Raw genomic sequence first — 16541 nt, 5'->3', positions numbered from 1 at the left:
GTCAGATGGGAAGGTCAGCGGCCCCTGTACTCGGGGATTCTGCGCTCCACGAAGCTCCGTACGCCTTCCTGGGCGTCCTCGGTCGTCATGTTGATCTCCTGGGCGGCCGCCTCGGCGGCGAAGGCCGTCGCTCGGTCGGCGTCCAGGGAGGCGTTGACCAGCTGTTTGGTCAGGGCGAGGGCGCGGGTGGGACCCGCGGCCAGGCGTGCCGCCCACTCGCGGGCCGTCTTGTCCAGCTCGGCGTCCGGGACGACCCGGTTGACCAGGCCCAGGCGTTCGGCCTCGGTCGCGGACAGGGCGTCGCCGAAGAACATCAGCTCCTTGGCGCGCTGCGGGCCGACCAGGCGGGGGAGGAGATACGCCCCGCCGCCGTCCGGGACCAGCCCCCGCCGTACGAACACCTCGATGAACCTGGCCGACTCCGCGGCCAGTACGAGGTCGCAGGCGAGCGCGAGATGGGCGCCGAGGCCGGCCGCCGTGCCGTTCACCGCCGCGATCACCGGCTTCTCGCAGTCCAGGACGGCGGCGATCAGGTGCTGGGCGCCCAGGCGGAGCATGCGGGCCACATCGCCGGCCACCCGCTCGCCGCCACCCGAGCCGCCCCGCAGATCGGCTCCCGCACAGAAACCGCGCCCCGTTCCGGTGAGGACGACGGCCCTCACGTCCGGGTCCGCGGACGCCTCGGCGAGAAGCCCGATGACGGTCTCCCGCTGCTCGGGCGTGATGGCATTGAGTGCGTCGGGCCGGTTGAGGGTGATGTACGAGACCTGGCCGTCGGCCGTGTGCAGCACCTCGGTCACCGGCACACCGCCAACGCGTCCAGCGCCACGGCCCCCTGCCCCCTGGGCAGCACCATCAGCGGGTTGATGTCGAGCTCCGCGAGCTCGTCCCCGAGTTCCAGCGCCATGCGCTGCACCCGCAGGACGACTTCGACGAGCGCGTCCAGGTCGGCCGGGGGCCGTCCCCTGACCCCGTCGAGCAGGGCCCGGCCGCGCAGGTCGGAGAGCATCGCGAGGGCCTGGTCCTCGCCGAACGGCGGCACCCGTACGGCGACGTCGTGCAGGACCTCGACCAGCACCCCGCCGAGCCCGACCGTCACGGTCGGCCCGAACAGCTCGTCGTGCGTGACGCCCACGACCATCTCGACGCCCCGCTCGACCATCTGGCACACCAGGACGCCGTCCAGGGACACGCCCTCGTAGCGCGCGATGTCGGTCAACTCCCGGTAGGCGTCACGGACCTGGCTGGCGGAGGTCAGCTCGATCTTGACCAGTCCCAGCTCGGTCTTGTGGGCGATCTGCGCGCCGGACGCCTTCATCACCACCGGGTAGCCCACCAGGCCCGCCGCGCGTACGGCCGCCGCCGCGCTGGTCACCAACTGCTCACGCGGTACGCGGATCCCGTACGCCCGCAGCAGTTGCTTCGCCGCATGTTCGCTGAGCTGCTTGCCCGGGCGCATCAGCGCCTGCGCCTTGCGGAAGGAGGGCGAGGTGGTGCGGGGGGCCTCGTCGAAGGGGGAGCGGTAGCCGGAGGTGAAGCGGTGGTGGTCGAGGTAGGCGCGGACGGCGGTGATGCAGTTCGCGACGGTGCGGAAGGTGGCCACCCGGGAGGAGCCGAGGAGGACCTCGCGGTAGGCCGGCTCGGTGCCGACCGGGGAGCCCCAGACCACGCAGACCAGCTTGTCCGTGTGCTCGGCCGCGTCCACCAGGTCCTGGACGAGCTTGTCGCTGAGGGGAGGGAAGGGCCCGGTGATCGGGCAGATCAGGACGCCTACGTCCGGGTCGTCCAGGATCGCGTCGATGATCTTCCGGCCGCGCCAGTCGCCGACCGGATGCCCGCCGTTGTCGACCGGGTTGGCCACACTCAGGTAGTCCGGTATCCACTGGTGCAGCTCGGCCTGCTTGGCCTCCGAGAAAACGGGCAGCCGCAGCCCCGCCTCGGTCGCCAGGTCGGCGAAGTGCGCGCCCGTGCCGCCCGAGATCGAATAGACGACGACGCCGTCCGCGCGCGGCGGCCGGGCGCGGGCCAACAGGGTTGCGGTGTCCTGGAGTTCGTCGAGCCCGTCCACCCGGATCACGCCGAACTGGCGCATCGCCGCGTCCACCACCGTGTCCGCGCCGGTCAGCTTGCCGGTGTGGGAGGCGGCCGTGCGGGAGCCCGTCTCCGTGCGGCCCACCTTCACGGCGACCACCGGCACCCCGCGCCGGGCGGCCCGGTCGGCGGCGAGCAGGAAGGAACGGCCGTCCTTCAGCCCCTCGACGTAGCAGGCGATGGCACCGACCTCGGGCTGCTCGGCGAAGTAGGAGATGAAGTCGGCGGTCTCCAGGTCGGCCTCGTTGCCGGTGGGCGCCCAGTGGGATAGCCGGATGCCGAGGTCCTGGAGGGAGAAGACGGGCCGGCCCTGGTGGCCGGACTGGGTGATGAGCGCGATGGCCGGTCCGTCGAGGTCGTCCCGGAACCGCTCGAAGGCGTTGAGGTTGGTGTTGGGGCCGAGCAGCCGCATCCCGGAGCGCCGTACGGCCCCCGCCAGCCGCTGCTGCGCGGCCGCACCCTCCGCACCGGTCTCCGCGAACCCGGAGGCGAAGACGACCGCGAACTTCACCTTGGCCTCGGCCAGTTCCTCGACCACCGGCAGGGGATCGGCGATCAGCAGTACGGCGAGGTCGACCTGCTCGGGCAGATCGGCGACGGAAGGGGAGCAGGGGATGCCGAAGACGGACGGGCGGCTCGGGTGGACGGGGTGCAGCCGCGCCCCGACCCGCTCCGCCCAGCCCACCAACTGCCGGGTGATACCGGTGTTGGGCCGCCCCTCGGTGTCCGAGGCGCCGACCACGGCGACGGACTCGGGCCGGAAGAACTTGTCCAGATCGGGTACGTCGGCGTACAGGGGCAGGCCGCTGACGTCGAGGTCGTCGACTTCGGCGGGCCTGCCGTGGACGGCGGGCCCGGGTTGCTCCCCACAGGCGATGACCCGGGCCCGGCGGGAGTCGGTGGTGAGAGTGCCGTGGGTTGATCCAAGCATCGGTCCGCCCGCTCCTCTGAGACAGCTCTGAGACAGCTCTGAGACGGCGCCAATAGCTGACGCACTGTCAGATTACTGAACTGACGCCGTGTCAGGAACGGGCGTGCACGCAAAGTTGAACGAGCACTCAAGACCGAACGGGAAGCCGGTCAACCCCGGCGGGCCTCCTCACAGCTCCGCGAGCACCTCCTTGGCCACCCGTTCCCCCGACCGCACGGCCCCGTCCATGTATCCGTTCCAGTAGGTGGAGGTCTCGGTGCCCGCCCAGTGGATGCCGCCGACCGGCTTGCGCAGGGCCGCTCCGTACGCGGTCAGGACGCCGGGCGGGGCATAGGCGACCGGGCCGCCGCGGGAGAAGCCCTCGTTGTTCCAGCGCTGCAGCACGAAGGAGGTGGGCGACTTGGCCTTGTCGCCGAAGTAGTTGACGTAGTCCTTGAGTACGGCGGCCTTGACCTCGGCGACGCCCGACGCGTCGTACGCCCGCATCTCGTCGGCCTCGATGAAGCCCATCAGGGCGCCGTAGGAGGCGTCGGGCGGTGAGTTGTCGAACGTCGAGCGGACCACGCCGGAGTCGCTGACGACCTGGCCGTTGAGGCCGTCGGCCCGCCAGAAGGGGGTGTCGTAGACGGCGATCGCCTTGCCGATCGAGCCCATCGGCAGCCGCTGGCTCAGCTGGTCGCGCGAGGCCGGCAGCAGCGGGTCGAAGGTGATGCGCGCGGCCAGCGGCGGCGGTACGGCGACGACGACCTTCCTGGCCGTCACCGTCACTCCGTCCGCGGTCACCACGTACTTGCCGCCGGACTGTACGACGGACCGCACCGGTGCGCTCAGCACCACCCGGTCGCCGAGGGTGGCGGCCAGCTTGATCGGCACCTGTTGGGAGCCGCCGACGAATCGGGACTCCTGGGCGCCGTTCGCGGTGTCGGTGAGGCGTTCCAGGGTGCCGGGGTTGGACTCGTTGCCGGCGGCGGCGATGTAGAAGAGCACGTAGAGGAGGGAGAGTTCACGGGGCTGCGCCGAGAAGATCGACGTGCACGCCACGTCCAGCAGGAACTTGGCGGACGGGATGACCGCGTTGGCGTTCAGCCAGCTCTCGAAGGTCTGCTTGTCCCACTCGGCGGCCTTCGCGGCCGTCCAGGGCGCGTCGACCGGGACCTTCTTGGCCATGTCGTCCAGCGAGGCCTGCACGATCGCGGCGTTGGCGAGCCCGGCCGCGTCGACGGGTGGGACCGACCCGAGGATGCCGTCGGTGGCGTACGGGGTCCTGTTGCCGTCCTTGTAGAGAAGGTTCTTGCCGGTGTTGTAGGTGGTGAAGGTCGCCACGCCCAGGGAGTCGGCGAGGGCCTTGATGCGGTCCTGGGTGGGGCCGATGAACTCGCCGCCGCCCTCGGTGAAACCGCCGTTCGCCAGGGACAGGTTGACCACTCGGCCGCCCACGCGGTCGCGGGCCTCCAGGACGGCCACGGTCTTGCCGGCCGCCACCAGGTCGCGGGCCGCCGTCAGCCCGGCGAGTCCGCCGCCGACGACGGCGACGTCCACGTCCCGCGTGGTCGCGGCGGCCGCCGTACCGGCGGCGGTGCCGGTGAGGGTGACGGCTCCGGCAGCGGCGGCGGCACCGCCGAGCAGGGAGCGGCGGGAGAGGGCTTGAAGATGGGGCTGTCTTTCGCGTGCCACGTGCATCCTCCATGTGGAGAGAGTGTGGGGAGTATGTGGAGCCAGAAAGTGAGCAGTGTTCAGATTCTGGCCCCGAACGGCGGCACGCTTCAACGCTCCCGTCACATCTGACTCACGCGTAATGAGAGTTCTGTGCAAGGGAGTTGAGGGTTTTGCAGGGAGTTGAGAGCTTCTACGTCATCCGGGCAGGCGGGACAGCGCGTCGCCGCCGTTCTTCACGATGGTCTTCGCGATCTTCTCGGAGTCCATCGCCACCTCGCGGAGCGTGCCGCTGATGGGGGTGGTGAAGCCGGTGAAGTACAGGCCGGGGGCGTTCTGCGGGGTACGGGCGCCGTGCGCCACGGGTCTGCCCTGCGCGTCGAGCACGTCGAGGTGTCCGACCAGGCCCTCCAGAGCGCGGACGTAGCCGGTGGCGGCGACGACCGCCTCCGGGGAGACGCGGGTGCCGTCGGCGAGGACGACCTTGCCGTCCTCGAAGCCGTCGACGGCGGCGACGACCTCGACCCGCCCCTTGCGGACGGCGTCGATGAGACCGACGTCCTGCACCGGGATGGCGCCCTCCTTGACCCGGCTGTACAGCCCGGTGTCGGGGCGGGGCAGCCCCTGCGCGGAGAGGTCGGGGACGCACAGCTTCGCCATCGGCCGCGCGAGCCGGTCGACGACTCCGGTCGGCAGCCGCCGTACCAGCACGCCCGTGTACTGGGCGGCCCATCCGGCGGTCGAGCGCCGCACGATGTGCGGGGCCGTTCGCACCGACAGCCGCACCCGTGAGGCGCCGCCCTCCACCAGGTCCACGGCGATCTCGGCGCCGGTGTTGCCGACGCCGACGACGAGGACGTCACGGCCGGCGTAGGGCGCGGGGCTGCGGTAGTCGCCCGCGTGCAGGAACTCGCCGGTGTAGGCGTCGAGGCCGGCCCAGTCGGGCACGTACGGCGTGTGGTTGTAGCCGGTGGCGACGACGACCGCGGCACCGGTCAGCTCGCGGCCGCCCGTGGCGTGCAGCAGCCAGCCCTCGCCGTCGGCCGCGCGTTCGACGCGGGAGACCTCGACGCCGGTGACGATCTCCAGTGCGTGCACCTCGGCGTACTTCTCCAGGTACCGCACCACGTCGTCCCGGGCCACCCACCGCCCGAACCGGCGCGGCATCGGCAGCCCCGGGAGGGCTGAGAGGCGGCGGGTGGTGTGCAGGCGGAGGCGGTCGTAGTGCCGGCGCCAGGGCGCACCCACCTGGTCGGACTTCTCCAGCACGACCGCGCGTATGCCCCGGGCCCGCAGCGCGTACGAGGCGGAGAGTCCGGCCGGGCCGCCGCCGATGACGTAGACGGGGCGCCGGTGGTCCGAGGGGTGTGCGGACGGAGAGGAGTCGGCCATGAGCGCGAGCGTAATCACGCACCGGGTTGATGGGTCTCGGTCAAGCCCGGAATTGGTTGCGGATTGATCACGCCTGTAGGAGGAGTGGGTGGGACTCGTGACGTAGGCCACCTGGTTGTGGCCATTCGGCGAGTGCCCACCGGCCCGGGGGGCCCACTTCCTCAGTCGGGCCTCACGTGCGCGGGAGATGCACGGCGCTTCCCGGATCGCGCTACCTGACGTACCGTCAGATTCATGGATGCGATCTGGCTCACGGGCGCGGAATGGCTGGCCGTGCTGCGCATAGGCCTCGGGCTGTGGTGGCTGGAAAGCTGGCGGCACAAGGACCGCAAGGCCTGGTTCGAGCGCGGCACCGGGATCAAGTGGGCGGCCGACATCGCGGCGAAGCACCGCTGGAACGCCGTACGGTCCGGCTTCGAGGTCATGGTGGCGCCGCGCCCGCGGACGATGGCGTACGTCGTGGTGTACGCGGAGCTGGCGATCGGGCTGGGGCTGGTCGTCGGGTTCCTGAGCCCGATCGCGCTGGTCGGAGGGCTGCTGCTGAACGTCCTCTACTTCACGCTCATGATCCACGACGTGGCCGAGCAGGGGCAGAACTCGATGATGGCGCTGATGTCGGTGGTCGCGCTGTTCGCGATGTCGTGGCAGGCCTGGTCGCTGGACGCCGTGGTGGGGTGGTTCGGGTGACCCCGCGCTACGACGTCCCCGAGGTCGATGCCTTCACGCGGACCTACTGGGACGCGGCCGCCGAGGGCCGGCTGCTGATCCGCCGCTGCGGGGCGTGCGGGCGGGCCCACCACTACCCGCGCGAGTTCTGCCCGCACTGCTGGAGCGAGGACGTGGAGTGGGAGCGGGCGAGCGGCCGGGCGGTGCTCTACACCTGGTCCGTGGTCCACCGGAACGACCTGCCGCCCTTCGGCGAGCGGACGCCCTACGTGGCCGCGGTCGTGGACCTGGCGGAGGGGCCGCGGATGATGACGGAGGTGGTGGGGTGCGGGGCCGGTGGGCTCCGGGCAGGGATGGAGCTGGAGGTGGCGTTCCGGGAGGGGACGCCGGTATTTCGACCGCGTGAGTGAGGCGTACGGGTTTGAATGGACCGATGAGCTCTGTGGATGCGCAGCACATCGACCCGACTTCGCCCTCTCCTTTCTCGTCCTCCCCTTCCTCGTCCTCCTCTTTTCCTGATCTGTACGGTCATGGCATCCGTCTGCGCCTTTGGGACGCGGACTCGGACGCCGATGTCGACGCCTGGCTCCGAGGCCTCACGGACCCGGAGTTCCGGCGCTGGAACACCCCGCTCAAGCAGGTCGACGACCTCGCCGACGCGCGTGAGTCGCTGCGGGCCAAGGTGCTGGGCTCGGCGGACGGGTCGGCGGTGTCGTACTGCGTGACCGACGCGGCGAGCGGTGCGGTGCTGGGGCACATCGGTGTCAATGCGATCGACCTCGTCCTGAGCGTGGCCCGGGTCGGGTACTGGGTGCTGCCCGAGGCCCGGGGGAAGGGTGTCGCCACCCGCGCTCTGGCCGTGGCCTCCCACTGGGCGCTGACCGAACTGGGGGTGCACCGGCTGGAGCTCGGCCATGCCCTGGGTCATGAGGCCTCGTGTCGTACAGCCGAGCGGTGTGGGTTCCGCTACGAGGGGACGTTGCGGGGAGCGATGTGGGAGTCGGGGCGGCAGGACGCCTTCCGGGACGTGCATCTGCACGGGCGGATCGCCACGGACCCGGAGCCGCGGGTCGCGTAATTCGAAGGCGTCGGGGCGAGGGCACGCGGTTTCATGGGGCATGCATCCCGATGACTGGTATCTCACCGAAGACCTGGACACCTTCCTGACGCGCGCCGGGGGGTTCCTCCGCTCCCGCCCCGCCCTGCACACCGTCCCGCTGACGGTGACCGAGGGACTGCGGACGCGCGGCTTGCAGTACTACGGCGCCGAGGCGCCCTACTTCGGCGTACTGGAGTGGGAAGGCGCGGTCCGGGCCGCCTACTTCCGCACCCCTCCCTATCCGCTGAACGTCACCCCCCTCACCGCCGAAGAGGCCGACTCCCTCGCCGCCCACCTGGCCGGTCTGGGCCGCACGGTCCCCGGAGTCCTGGGTGAGCGCTCCACAGTCGAAGCCCTGGCGAAGTCCTGGGAGGGCCTCACCGGGGTGACGGCGACGCAGCGGCAGCGGCAACGGCTGTACCGGCTGGACACGCTGACCGTCCCGCAGCCGATACCGGAGGGGCGGCCGAGGATCGCAGACGCGGCGGACCGGGAGCAACTGGTGCGGTGGTACGAGGAGTTCATGGACGCCATCGGCGAGAGCGGCGCGGAGCGGGCGGAGGCCTGGGCCGACGTGCGCATCTCCGACGGCGGGGCGACGTTCTGGGAGGGTGCTGACGGGACCCCCGTGGCCATGGCGGCGGTGACACCGATGGTTGCCGGTCAGATCCGGGTCGCCCACGTCTACACCCCGGCCCACCTGCGCGGCCGCGGATACGCCGGGGCGGTCACGGCGGAGGTGAGCCGGGCGGCACTCGCGGCGGGCGCCGACGAGGTGCTGCTGTTCACGGACCTCGCCAACCCGACCAGCAACGCGCTGTACCAGCGGATCGGGTACCGGGCGGTGGCGGACTTCGCGGCGTACGACTTCACGGCCTGAGCCGCGACCGAGACTGTAGCGCGGTGAGACACGCCGAGCTACACTGGCCGAATGAAGACCATCACGCAGCGCGAGTTCCGGAACAACTCCGCCGCCGTCATGGACGCGGTCGAGGCCGGGGAGACGTACCACATCACCCGCAACGGCATAGAGGTCGCGGAACTGCGCCCGCTGGCGCGTCGACGCAGGCTGAGCGCCGACGAACTCGTGGCCAAGCACCGGAGGCTTCCGCGAGTGGACTATGCGCAGATGCGTGCCGAGGCGGACGAGTTCTTCGGGAGCGAGGAACGAGTGGACGAGGATCCATGGGAGCGCAAGCGTGGCTGAGCGGCACCAAGGGGGTGTCCTGGACACCTACACCTACATCGATCTCGATGTGCTCAGCCCGCAGAGTCTCCCCCTCATGCCGGAACTGACCGCCGTGACGTTCGCGGAGTTGCAGCAGGGGGTGGCCCTGGCCAGGGACCCTGCGGTGCGGGCGGCGCGAATGGAAAAACTGGGAGCCGCGGTCGCCGACTTCGAGCCGCTGCCCTTCGACGGGGATGCCGCTGCCAGGTACGGCACGTTGGTGGCGCTGACCATCGCGGCAAACAGGGACCCTCGCCCGCGCCGCATGGACCTGATGATCGCTGCGATCGCCTCGGTGAGAGGCCTGCCGCTCTTCACCCGGAATGCCGGGGACTTCAAGGGGCTTGAGAGCGCGGTCCTCGTTGTCCCCGTGTGACCCGGACGCGTTGCTCCGGCCTTACGGCCACAGGAGCTCTTTGACCCAACCTCCGTCCTGCCGCCGGTAGTTCAGCCGTACATGCTGCCGACGCTCGTCCCCCTGGAAGAACTCCACCTCGTCCGGCCGAAGCCGGTACAAGGCCCAGGAGGGCACCGGAGCATCGGGCTCCTGCTGGGCTCGTTCCCAGGCGGCCTCGGATGCCCGCGCCAACTCGTCCACGGACTCCAGCACTTCACTCTGACGTCCGGTGAGGGCGGCGGCGAGTGCACCGGTCGAGCGGGCGTGCAGGTCGCCCTGGGACTCCTGGGCCGGCGCGGCGGTGACCGGCCCGCGTACCCGGACCTGGCGGCCCAGCACCGGCCAGTAGAAGCCGAGGGCCGCATACGGCCGGGCCGCCAGCTGCCCGCCCTTGCGGCTCGTCGCATGCGTCGCGAAGGCCCAGCCGTCCGCGTCCGCGCCGTGCAGCATGACGATCCGTACGTCCGGGTAGCCGTCCGCGTCCGCCGTGGCCAGGGACATGGTGTGCGGCTCCTTCTGACCGGCCGCGACCGCCTCCGCGAACCATGTCGTGAAGAGGGGCAGCGGTTCAGCGGGGGCGTTCCCCGGGTCGAAGGGGCGCAGCTCCGTGACCTCCGGGTCCCAGACCCGCAACGACCTCAGCAGTGCATGAAGATCCGTTCCCATGGGTCGAGTATCACCTGTCGGATCCGCGCATACGTCTAGCCGAACTGCTGGATGAAGGCCTGCCAGCTGTCGCGGGAGACGGTGAGGAGGGGGCCGTGCGGGTGCTTGCTGTCGCGGACGGCTCGGCCGCCGGGGGCTGTGTCGGCGACCTCGACGCAGTTGTTTTCCTGCCCCGAGTACGACGACTTCCAGAAGGGGCTTACGACCTCGGTCACGATGTGTCTTGCTTCAAGCTCCGCAGTACGCCCCGGATGAGCTTCGCGCTCGCTTCGGGGGCCAGTGCCGCCGATCGTAGTAGGTCGTACATATTGGCGTAAGCCGGCGCACGGAATGTGGCCCGCCCCCTCGGGCGGGGCGGGCCGTTGGCGGCGGCCTGTGCCGCAAACGAAGGAAAACAGCGGGAAGGCCCCCGAGTCCGCGGGTCACCTGTCCGCGAACCGCCAGAAGTTTCAGTGAATTTCCCTCAGCGGGATCCGGTTTCGCCGGTGTCCTTGTCGCGGCCGATGCCCAGCCTTTCGGCCAGCAAGCCGAACACGACGCCTGCCGTCGCCACGGCCACCGCCGGCGTCAGCGAGTCGGCGTGAACTCCCGGAGTCCAGGCGAGCAGCATCGCACCGACGAGGAAGTAGGTCACCCAGCTGAAAGCAGCGTCCACCGCGTTGTCGAAAGCGGGTGGAATGCTGAATGCGCCACGCACGAGGTGCCGAACCGGCATGGTGACCGCCATGGCGAGAATCGCGCACGGCGCCAGGAACAGCAGGGCCCAGAAAACCGGCGCTATTCCATCGAGCTCGATTTCGCCGGGGAAGAACGCGGCGGTGGCGAGCAATATCAGAAGGAATATGAGGCCGACCGGAAGAATCGCGAACAGCAGGACCCCGCCGAGCGCGGTCCGGGCCAGGAGCTTCTCGCCTGTGGTCATCGGCTCGTCGTCGTCACCGGTGTCATCCGCGGGTTCGGAACGCTTGTCCATGCGCTTGTCCATGCGGTTGTCCATGCGGGACTCCACTTCCGCGTTCTCGGTGGGGGGATCCCGGGGTGCGGCCGCGGTGCACGGCCGTGCCCCGGGATTTTCCCATGGACCCTAGAACGCAACGAGCATGATGGCCACGGCGAGGTCCTTCGCCACGTCCGTGGGAACTCCGGCTCGGACCAGCGCGATGATCAGGGCATGCTCGCCCCAGCTCTCCACGCCCTCGATGGCGTCGGCGACCCTGGACGCGTTCTTGCCCAGGAACTTGGCCGCCTTCGGCGAGAGCTTCTTCATGACCTTGCTGAGCCATACGCCGCCGTGCCGGATGGCGGCCACGATCAGCTTGCGCATGATGGTTCCCTGGCCGAGGAACGCACTGCCGTGCGTGCCGCTCTCCAGAGAAGTGGCATAGGCCTCGAACTGCGCGATGTCCGCGGAGCTCGCGCCGTCGGCCTTCATCTGCTTGACGAGATCGCGTACGTCGGCCGCGGTGAAGGCGACGTCCGACGAGTTTCCGTCGGTTCGTGCGAAAGCGGTCTGTGCCACCGCCGAATTCGCGTCCCGCGACTCCGCCGCTTCCGCGAGCGGTGCCATGGCCCCCAGTGCCACAGCCAGGGTGGCCGTCATGGCGGCTGCGCGCAGCACGCCCGTGCGGCCGGTCCAGTTATTCGGACGCTGCCCGGCTATAGATGCCCTCATGTTGTTTCCCCTTTTGTTCTTTCGCCTGCCCCTGGTCAAGTGGGCAGACTTCCCCCACGGCTTTGCTCGTCATGGCAGTGCTGGTCGGGCGACGCCAGAGTCAAAGCCGCAGAAATCAAGTAGTGCTGTCAGCTCGATATTTGTACCTCCTCCTGATCTTGCGACGCAAGTGAAGAGGTTATGAATGCGCTTGCCTGCTGAATGTCTGAGGTTTATTTGAGGAAAGCCGAAGGGCCGCACCCCTCTGGCGTCCAACCCCAGGGGTGCGGCCCTTCGGCCGTCACTGAGGTCTTCTCAGCAACGTGGCGGATGCTGTGTGTGATGGATCGTCAGCAGGGCATCGCCGAGCGCCTCGCGAAGCTGCTCGCCGAGCATCGCGAACGTCTCGTGCCGAAGGCCACGGCCACCGCGGACCACCCCGTGGCCGCGTCGATCCTGCCCTGGACGGGTGACCCCGAGATCCTGGGCGTGACAGCCCCCGACCGCTCGGTGACGGCCACGACCACCGCCAGGAACACGATGACGGCCACCACCCAGCCGGTCGACCCGGGCGCCACGGCCTCGACGGGAGCATTCTGGGACCACAGCGCCAGGCACGATTCCCTCCCGGTGGCCGCGGGCAAGACGGGCACGATGACCCTCACCCTCGCCCCGACGGCCCCCGTCGGCACGGTCGTCCACGGGATCCTCTCCGTGGACAACGACACGGCGATGGGTGGCGGGAACGGCTCCGAGATCACCGGCATCCCGTACACGTACACCGTCGGCTGACCCAGCCGTCCACCGACACGACCGCGGCCGACCCTTACTCCTAAGGGTCGGCCGCGGAGTTCTTCGCCCACTCATGCGGCGTAGAACTCCTGGCTCAGAGCACCGACTTGTATCCGCCCCACCCGGTGGCGATCTTCGTGCGTCCGCCGAAGGAGCCCGTGCCGTTTCCGTTGTTGCGCCACAGGGTGCCGCTGGTGTCCCTGGACACGAGGTCGGCCCTGCCGTCACCGGTGATGTCCCCGACGCCGACGATCACGTTGTACGAGCCGCCCCAGTCGGTGAAGAGCTTCACCGGCGCCTTGAAGGTGCCGTCGCCCTTGCCGTCGTAGCGGTAGAGGTTGTTCGACTTGTCCTGGACGAGCACATCCCCGACGCCGTCGCCGTTGAGGTCACCGGTGCCGACGACCTTCTTGTACGTCTTCCAGTTGTCGTAGAGCTTCACCCGCGCCGACAGCTTGCCCGTGCTGGTGCCCTTGTAGAGGTACACGGCGCCGGTTGAGGCGTTGCGGGCGAGCAGGTCCGGGCGGCCGTCCTTGGTCACGTCACCGGGCGAGGTCAGGACGTCGTACTGCGTCCAGCCGCTGGTGCCGAGGGTCGTGTACGGCGTCGACGGGGTGACTGCCTTGCCGCAGCCCGGCGTGTACCGCCGCAGCGCTCCGGAACTCAGCCGCACCAGCACGTCGTTGCACCGGTCCCCGCTCAGATCGCCGTAGGACACGAACTTCGCGCTCGTCGGCCAGCCGCTGCCGGTGACCTTGCCGGAGAAGGTCCCCATGCCGGTGCCCCGTTGGACGGTGAGTCCGCCGGAGGAGTCGAGGGTGAGCAGGTCGCCGATGCCGTCGTTGCCGGCGTGGTCGCGGAGCGCCGCCGAGCCGTCCGTCACCTTGGTGGTGCCGGAGCGGGTGAGGGGCGTGCCGGTGCCGTCGGCGGGGGCGGCGGTGAGGGTCCAGGTGTAGGTGCCGTTCGGGACGAGGCGGCCGGTGGAGTCCTTGCCGTCCCAGGTGGCCGTCAGGAGGCCGCGAGCGGCGGAGCCGGACAGGGTGCGGACCGTGGCGCCGGACGCCGAGCGGATCGTCACCTGCCAGCCGGCGGCAGGCTTGGAGAGCCACCAAGTTCCGGACCAGCCCGTCGGCTTGGGGGCGACGGCAGCGTCGATGGCGGTGAGCGCGGAGGTGGGGACGCCGGTCGGGACGATGTGGATGCGCTGCTCCCGGTCGGCGTAGGCGACCTGGCCGCCGAAGCGGTCCACGGTCCAACTCGTGCGCGCCCCGACGTTGTCCCGGCCGAGGTCGGTCCAGCCGGCGAGCTTGTGGTGCGGCAGATCGGTGTAATTCCCGCTCGCCGGAAGGCCGTTGTGGAGGTCGAAGAGGGTCAGCCCGCTGTCCGAATCGATGCCGGCGAGGGCCTCGACGAGGTAGCCGTCGCCGAGCAGGACCCGGCCCTCGGGGGCGGTGGCCGTCTTCTTGGTCGTACGGTCGTAGACGCCAGAGCCCTGGATGTCGCCCCAGGAGTCCTCGCACACCCAGTACACGAAGCGGCCCACGGCCTGGAGGTCGGACGGCGTGCAGCCGTTGCGGGTGGTGAAGGACTCCCCGGCGGTACCGGCGGGAAGCGTCGTCGCCGTCACCTTGCCGCCGCTCGCCGCGCCGCTCCACAGGGTGTCGCCCCAGACGGCCGCGGCGACCCGGTCGCGCTTCTGGAGCACCTTGCCCGTGCCGGTGAAGTCGACGACGTACTGCTTGCCCGAGGAGGCACCGTCGACGACGCCGTACCGCCCGGAGAGGTCCTTCAACTGCGGGGTGCTGTCGCCGGTGTCGACGCTCGGGCCCCAGTCGTCGGCCCCGTTGGCGCGCAGCATGGTCAGGTCGGACTCGGTGGCGTCCCTGCGGCCGTGGAAGCCGGTGCCGTCGGCGAACATCTGGATGCAGCGGGGGCCGTACGGGGAGCAGTCGCCGTCCCATCCGCTGACCAGGCCGTCCACCGTGGACTTGGCGATTCCGCTGCCGGTGAGCCAGGTGCTGCGGTAGGCGCCGAGGATCGTGTTCGGTTCGTACAACGTGCTGTCGTCGGCCGTGGTGAGGATGCCGCTGCCGAGGGAGAGGCCGTGGATCTGCGCGGGCATCGGGTCGACGGAGGTCACACGGGTGCGGGTGAGAGAGCCGTCGTCGCCCTGCGCGATGCGGTAGATGCCCCAGTCGAGGTCACCCCGCTCGACGTACTGCGCGGCGCCCGCCACGAGGAGGGAACCGTCCGGTGCCTGGACCACACCGTGCGCGGCCGGGTCCATGACCTTGGTCATGCCGGTGTCCGTGCCGTCGGTGCTGAAGGCGAACAGCGGCTGGCCCCGGTACTGGTTGTCGCCGGGGGCGATCGGTTCCAGGCCGAGCAGCCTGTCGCCGACGACGCCGTACGACGCCTCGTAGGTCAGGGACGACGTGTCGAAGGTCCGCGGCGCGGCCGACAGGTCGTCACGGTCGTACAGGTCGGCCTTGCCGCGCCCGGGCCGGAGCCGCAGCACCGAGCCCTCGGAGAGCCGGAAGCCGGTCACTTCCCAGTGGTCCGTGTCGTTCACCCGGTCGGGCAGCGCGCTGAACACGCCCGTGCTGAGGTCGACGATGCCCCAGTGCTGCTGGACCCCTTCGTCCCCGCCCGTCTCGTAGCGGAGGATGACGGACCGCGCGTCGCCGTCCTCGACCGTGAAGGACCGCTGTCCCTCCGGCAGGCCGGTCACCGGAGTCTCGACGACTGCGCCACCGTCCTGGACGCGCCGCAACTGCAATGCGCCGGTGCTCTTGCTCGCGGTGACGACCCTGTCTCCGAAGGTGCCCAGGTAATTGTCGTACTCCGACACCGGCACGACCGTCGAACTGCCGCCCTTGAGGAGGGTGACCTGGTCGTCCTCGTCGGAGTACAGGGCCACGGTGTCGGAACCGCGTCCGTAGTAGCCGGTCTGGAAGGACGGGGACGACTGGTAGGAGCCGGTGTCGATGTCGTACTGGACCGGCACATCCAGCCGCTGCTCCAGTGCCGTGGTGGTGCCGGAGGAGTAGTCCGTCCACAGCAGGCGGTCGTCGCCCTCCTGCGTCCAGAGGAACCCGCTGGTCCCCGCGTTGAGGATCTGCGTGGCCCGGGGCACGGCCCGTGCGGCGGCCGGTACGACGACCTCCCCGGCCGTGGCGGCGACGGACGGTGACGGCAGCGCGGCGAGCGGGAGGCTCAGCGTCAGCGCCGCCACCAGGACGACCGCCGTACGAGCAGAGGGTCTGTGTCGGCCAGGTTGGGCCACGGTTCCTCCGGAAGGCAAGAAGAGGCATGGCGGGACTACGACGACACCCTGGTCGCCTCCCGGCCCCCCGGCCGCTCCCCCCACGCGAGTGAGGGGAGACTAACAGCATGGGCATGGCAAGGTGCCCGGCGGTCGGGTAAGACCGTCGGCGAAGCGCTGAACAGGTGCTTCTGGTCGCCGCCGCCGTCGCTGTCCCAGTCGAGGTGCAGCTCGCCGTCGCCCAGCCCCTTGCTGGAGCCGATCTTGTAGCTGATCGTGCCCGTCGTGTACGAGTTGTTGTAGTTGCCGTTGGAGGTGCTGTCCTCCAGCTTGTCCTCGATGCCGTAGAAGTTCTTCGACTTCTTCACCGGGTCCGTCCCGGACTGCGACTTCTTGATCTGGACCTTGAAGTAGGCCAAGTCGAAGATCGTGTAGTCGTCGACCTGGCCGTACGCCGGCCGTCTCAGCTGATCTTGGCGTACCTGTAGACGGTGGAGCCGGAGCGCTTGGCGCACACCTTGACGGTGAAGTCCCAGTTGTCGGCCCACGGACCCGAGTACGAGGGGTCGTCGACGGACTTCGTGCTGGGGACCGGGTTGTGCAATTCGTGTCCCCCGCACGCGCCTTTCCATAACGTGCCTGAATCTTTGATCAGGCTTAATTCTTCCGCCCGCTGTGGGGGACAAGATCGACGCGCGGCCGTCCTCGGA

The 16541-nt window shown here is 70.0% G+C and carries 18 protein-coding genes; 7 read left to right on the top strand and 11 right to left on the bottom strand.

What is annotated here, in order from left to right; all coding sequences use genetic code 11:
• Positions 1–14: 14 nt before the first annotated feature.
• From ACWDAG_RS17735 to ACWDAG_RS17720, 4 genes are all read right to left on the bottom strand, one after another.
• The gene (locus ACWDAG_RS17735; protein WP_450696504.1) at positions 15–806 is read right to left on the bottom strand and encodes an enoyl-CoA hydratase/isomerase family protein; all 792 of its coding nucleotides are present in this window, start codon (positions 804–806) and stop codon (positions 15–17) included.
• Positions 797–3022, bottom strand: a complete 2226-nt coding sequence (locus tag ACWDAG_RS17730; RefSeq protein ID WP_450696503.1) for an acetate--CoA ligase family protein — start codon at positions 3020–3022, stop codon at positions 797–799. The genes ACWDAG_RS17735 and ACWDAG_RS17730 overlap by 10 nt, the downstream gene beginning before the upstream one ends.
• 168 nt (positions 3023–3190) lie before the next feature.
• Positions 3191–4702 (bottom strand): flavin monoamine oxidase family protein, encoded by a 1512-nt coding sequence (locus ACWDAG_RS17725; RefSeq protein ID WP_450696502.1) that lies wholly within the window; start codon positions 4700–4702, stop codon positions 3191–3193.
• Between the two features lie 171 nt (positions 4703–4873).
• Entirely contained in the window at positions 4874–6067 is a 1194-nt protein-coding gene (locus ACWDAG_RS17720) for a flavin-containing monooxygenase (RefSeq protein ID WP_450696501.1), read from the bottom strand.
• A 234-nt stretch (positions 6068–6301) separates the two neighbouring features.
• On the opposite strand from ACWDAG_RS17720, the gene ACWDAG_RS17715 reads away from it, so the two are divergent.
• The 6 genes from ACWDAG_RS17715 to ACWDAG_RS17690 are packed head-to-tail and all read left to right on the top strand — an operon-like array spanning position 6302 to position 9436.
• Positions 6302–6754 carry a DoxX family protein gene (locus ACWDAG_RS17715; protein WP_450696500.1) on the top strand — a complete coding sequence of 151 codons (453 nt, stop codon included), beginning with the start codon at positions 6302–6304 and terminating at the stop codon, positions 6752–6754.
• Positions 6751–7143 (top strand): Zn-ribbon domain-containing OB-fold protein, encoded by a 393-nt coding sequence (locus ACWDAG_RS17710; RefSeq protein WP_450696499.1) that lies wholly within the window; start codon positions 6751–6753, stop codon positions 7141–7143. The genes ACWDAG_RS17715 and ACWDAG_RS17710 overlap by 4 nt, the downstream gene beginning before the upstream one ends.
• 23 nt (positions 7144–7166) lie before the next feature.
• On the top strand, positions 7167–7811 hold the full coding sequence (locus tag ACWDAG_RS17705; RefSeq protein ID WP_450696498.1) for a GNAT family N-acetyltransferase: 645 nt from the start codon (positions 7167–7169) through the stop codon (positions 7809–7811).
• Positions 7812–7851: 40 nt separating this feature from the next.
• Complete coding sequence (locus ACWDAG_RS17700) at positions 7852–8712, top strand: GNAT family N-acetyltransferase (protein WP_450696497.1); 861 nt, start codon at positions 7852–7854, stop codon at positions 8710–8712.
• Between the two features lie 51 nt (positions 8713–8763).
• On the top strand, positions 8764–9039 hold the full coding sequence (locus ACWDAG_RS17695; protein WP_450696496.1) for a type II toxin-antitoxin system Phd/YefM family antitoxin: 276 nt from the start codon (positions 8764–8766) through the stop codon (positions 9037–9039).
• Positions 9032–9436, top strand: a complete 405-nt coding sequence (locus tag ACWDAG_RS17690; protein ID WP_450696495.1) for a type II toxin-antitoxin system VapC family toxin — start codon at positions 9032–9034, stop codon at positions 9434–9436. The genes ACWDAG_RS17695 and ACWDAG_RS17690 overlap by 8 nt, the downstream gene beginning before the upstream one ends.
• 21 nt (positions 9437–9457) lie before the next feature.
• Here the strand turns inward: ACWDAG_RS17690 and ACWDAG_RS17685 are convergent, their stop codons facing one another.
• The 4 genes from ACWDAG_RS17685 to ACWDAG_RS17670 all read right to left on the bottom strand — a co-directional run bounded on the left by ACWDAG_RS17685 (position 9458) and on the right by ACWDAG_RS17670 (position 11795).
• Positions 9458–10123 (bottom strand): pyridoxine/pyridoxamine 5'-phosphate oxidase, encoded by a 666-nt coding sequence (locus ACWDAG_RS17685; RefSeq protein WP_450696494.1) that lies wholly within the window; start codon positions 10121–10123, stop codon positions 9458–9460.
• Positions 10124–10158: 35 nt separating this feature from the next.
• Positions 10159–10338, bottom strand: coding sequence for a DUF397 domain-containing protein (locus ACWDAG_RS17680; protein ID WP_450696493.1), 180 nt, complete (start codon positions 10336–10338; stop codon positions 10159–10161).
• Between the two features lie 248 nt (positions 10339–10586).
• The gene (locus ACWDAG_RS17675) at positions 10587–11120 is read right to left on the bottom strand and encodes a hypothetical protein (RefSeq protein ID WP_450696492.1); all 534 of its coding nucleotides are present in this window, start codon (positions 11118–11120) and stop codon (positions 10587–10589) included.
• 87 nt (positions 11121–11207) lie between these two features.
• Positions 11208–11795: a hypothetical protein gene (locus tag ACWDAG_RS17670; RefSeq protein WP_450696491.1), complete on the bottom strand. Its 588-nt coding sequence runs from the start codon at positions 11793–11795 to the stop codon at positions 11208–11210.
• Positions 11796–12116: 321 nt separating this feature from the next.
• Between ACWDAG_RS17670 and ACWDAG_RS17665 the strand changes: the two genes are divergently transcribed.
• Entirely contained in the window at positions 12117–12566 is a 450-nt protein-coding gene (locus tag ACWDAG_RS17665; protein ID WP_450696490.1) for a hypothetical protein, read from the top strand.
• A 94-nt stretch (positions 12567–12660) separates the two neighbouring features.
• Here the strand turns inward: ACWDAG_RS17665 and ACWDAG_RS17660 are convergent, their stop codons facing one another.
• Genes ACWDAG_RS17660 through ACWDAG_RS17650 form a run of 3 tightly spaced genes read right to left on the bottom strand, consistent with a single transcriptional unit; the run spans position 12661 to position 16435 of the window.
• Complete coding sequence (locus ACWDAG_RS17660) at positions 12661–15852, bottom strand: FG-GAP-like repeat-containing protein (protein ID WP_450696489.1); 3192 nt, start codon at positions 15850–15852, stop codon at positions 12661–12663.
• A 35-nt stretch (positions 15853–15887) separates the two neighbouring features.
• Positions 15888–16250, bottom strand: coding sequence for a hypothetical protein (locus ACWDAG_RS17655; protein WP_450696488.1), 363 nt, complete (start codon positions 16248–16250; stop codon positions 15888–15890).
• Positions 16251–16294: 44 nt separating this feature from the next.
• Positions 16295–16435 carry a hypothetical protein gene (locus tag ACWDAG_RS17650; protein WP_450696487.1) on the bottom strand — a complete coding sequence of 47 codons (141 nt, stop codon included), beginning with the start codon at positions 16433–16435 and terminating at the stop codon, positions 16295–16297.
• Positions 16436–16541 lie beyond the last annotated feature (106 nt).

It is taken from the genome of Streptomyces sp. NPDC001157, assembly GCF_053598255.1.
This window is presented reverse-complemented; position numbering and strand designations above follow the sequence as displayed.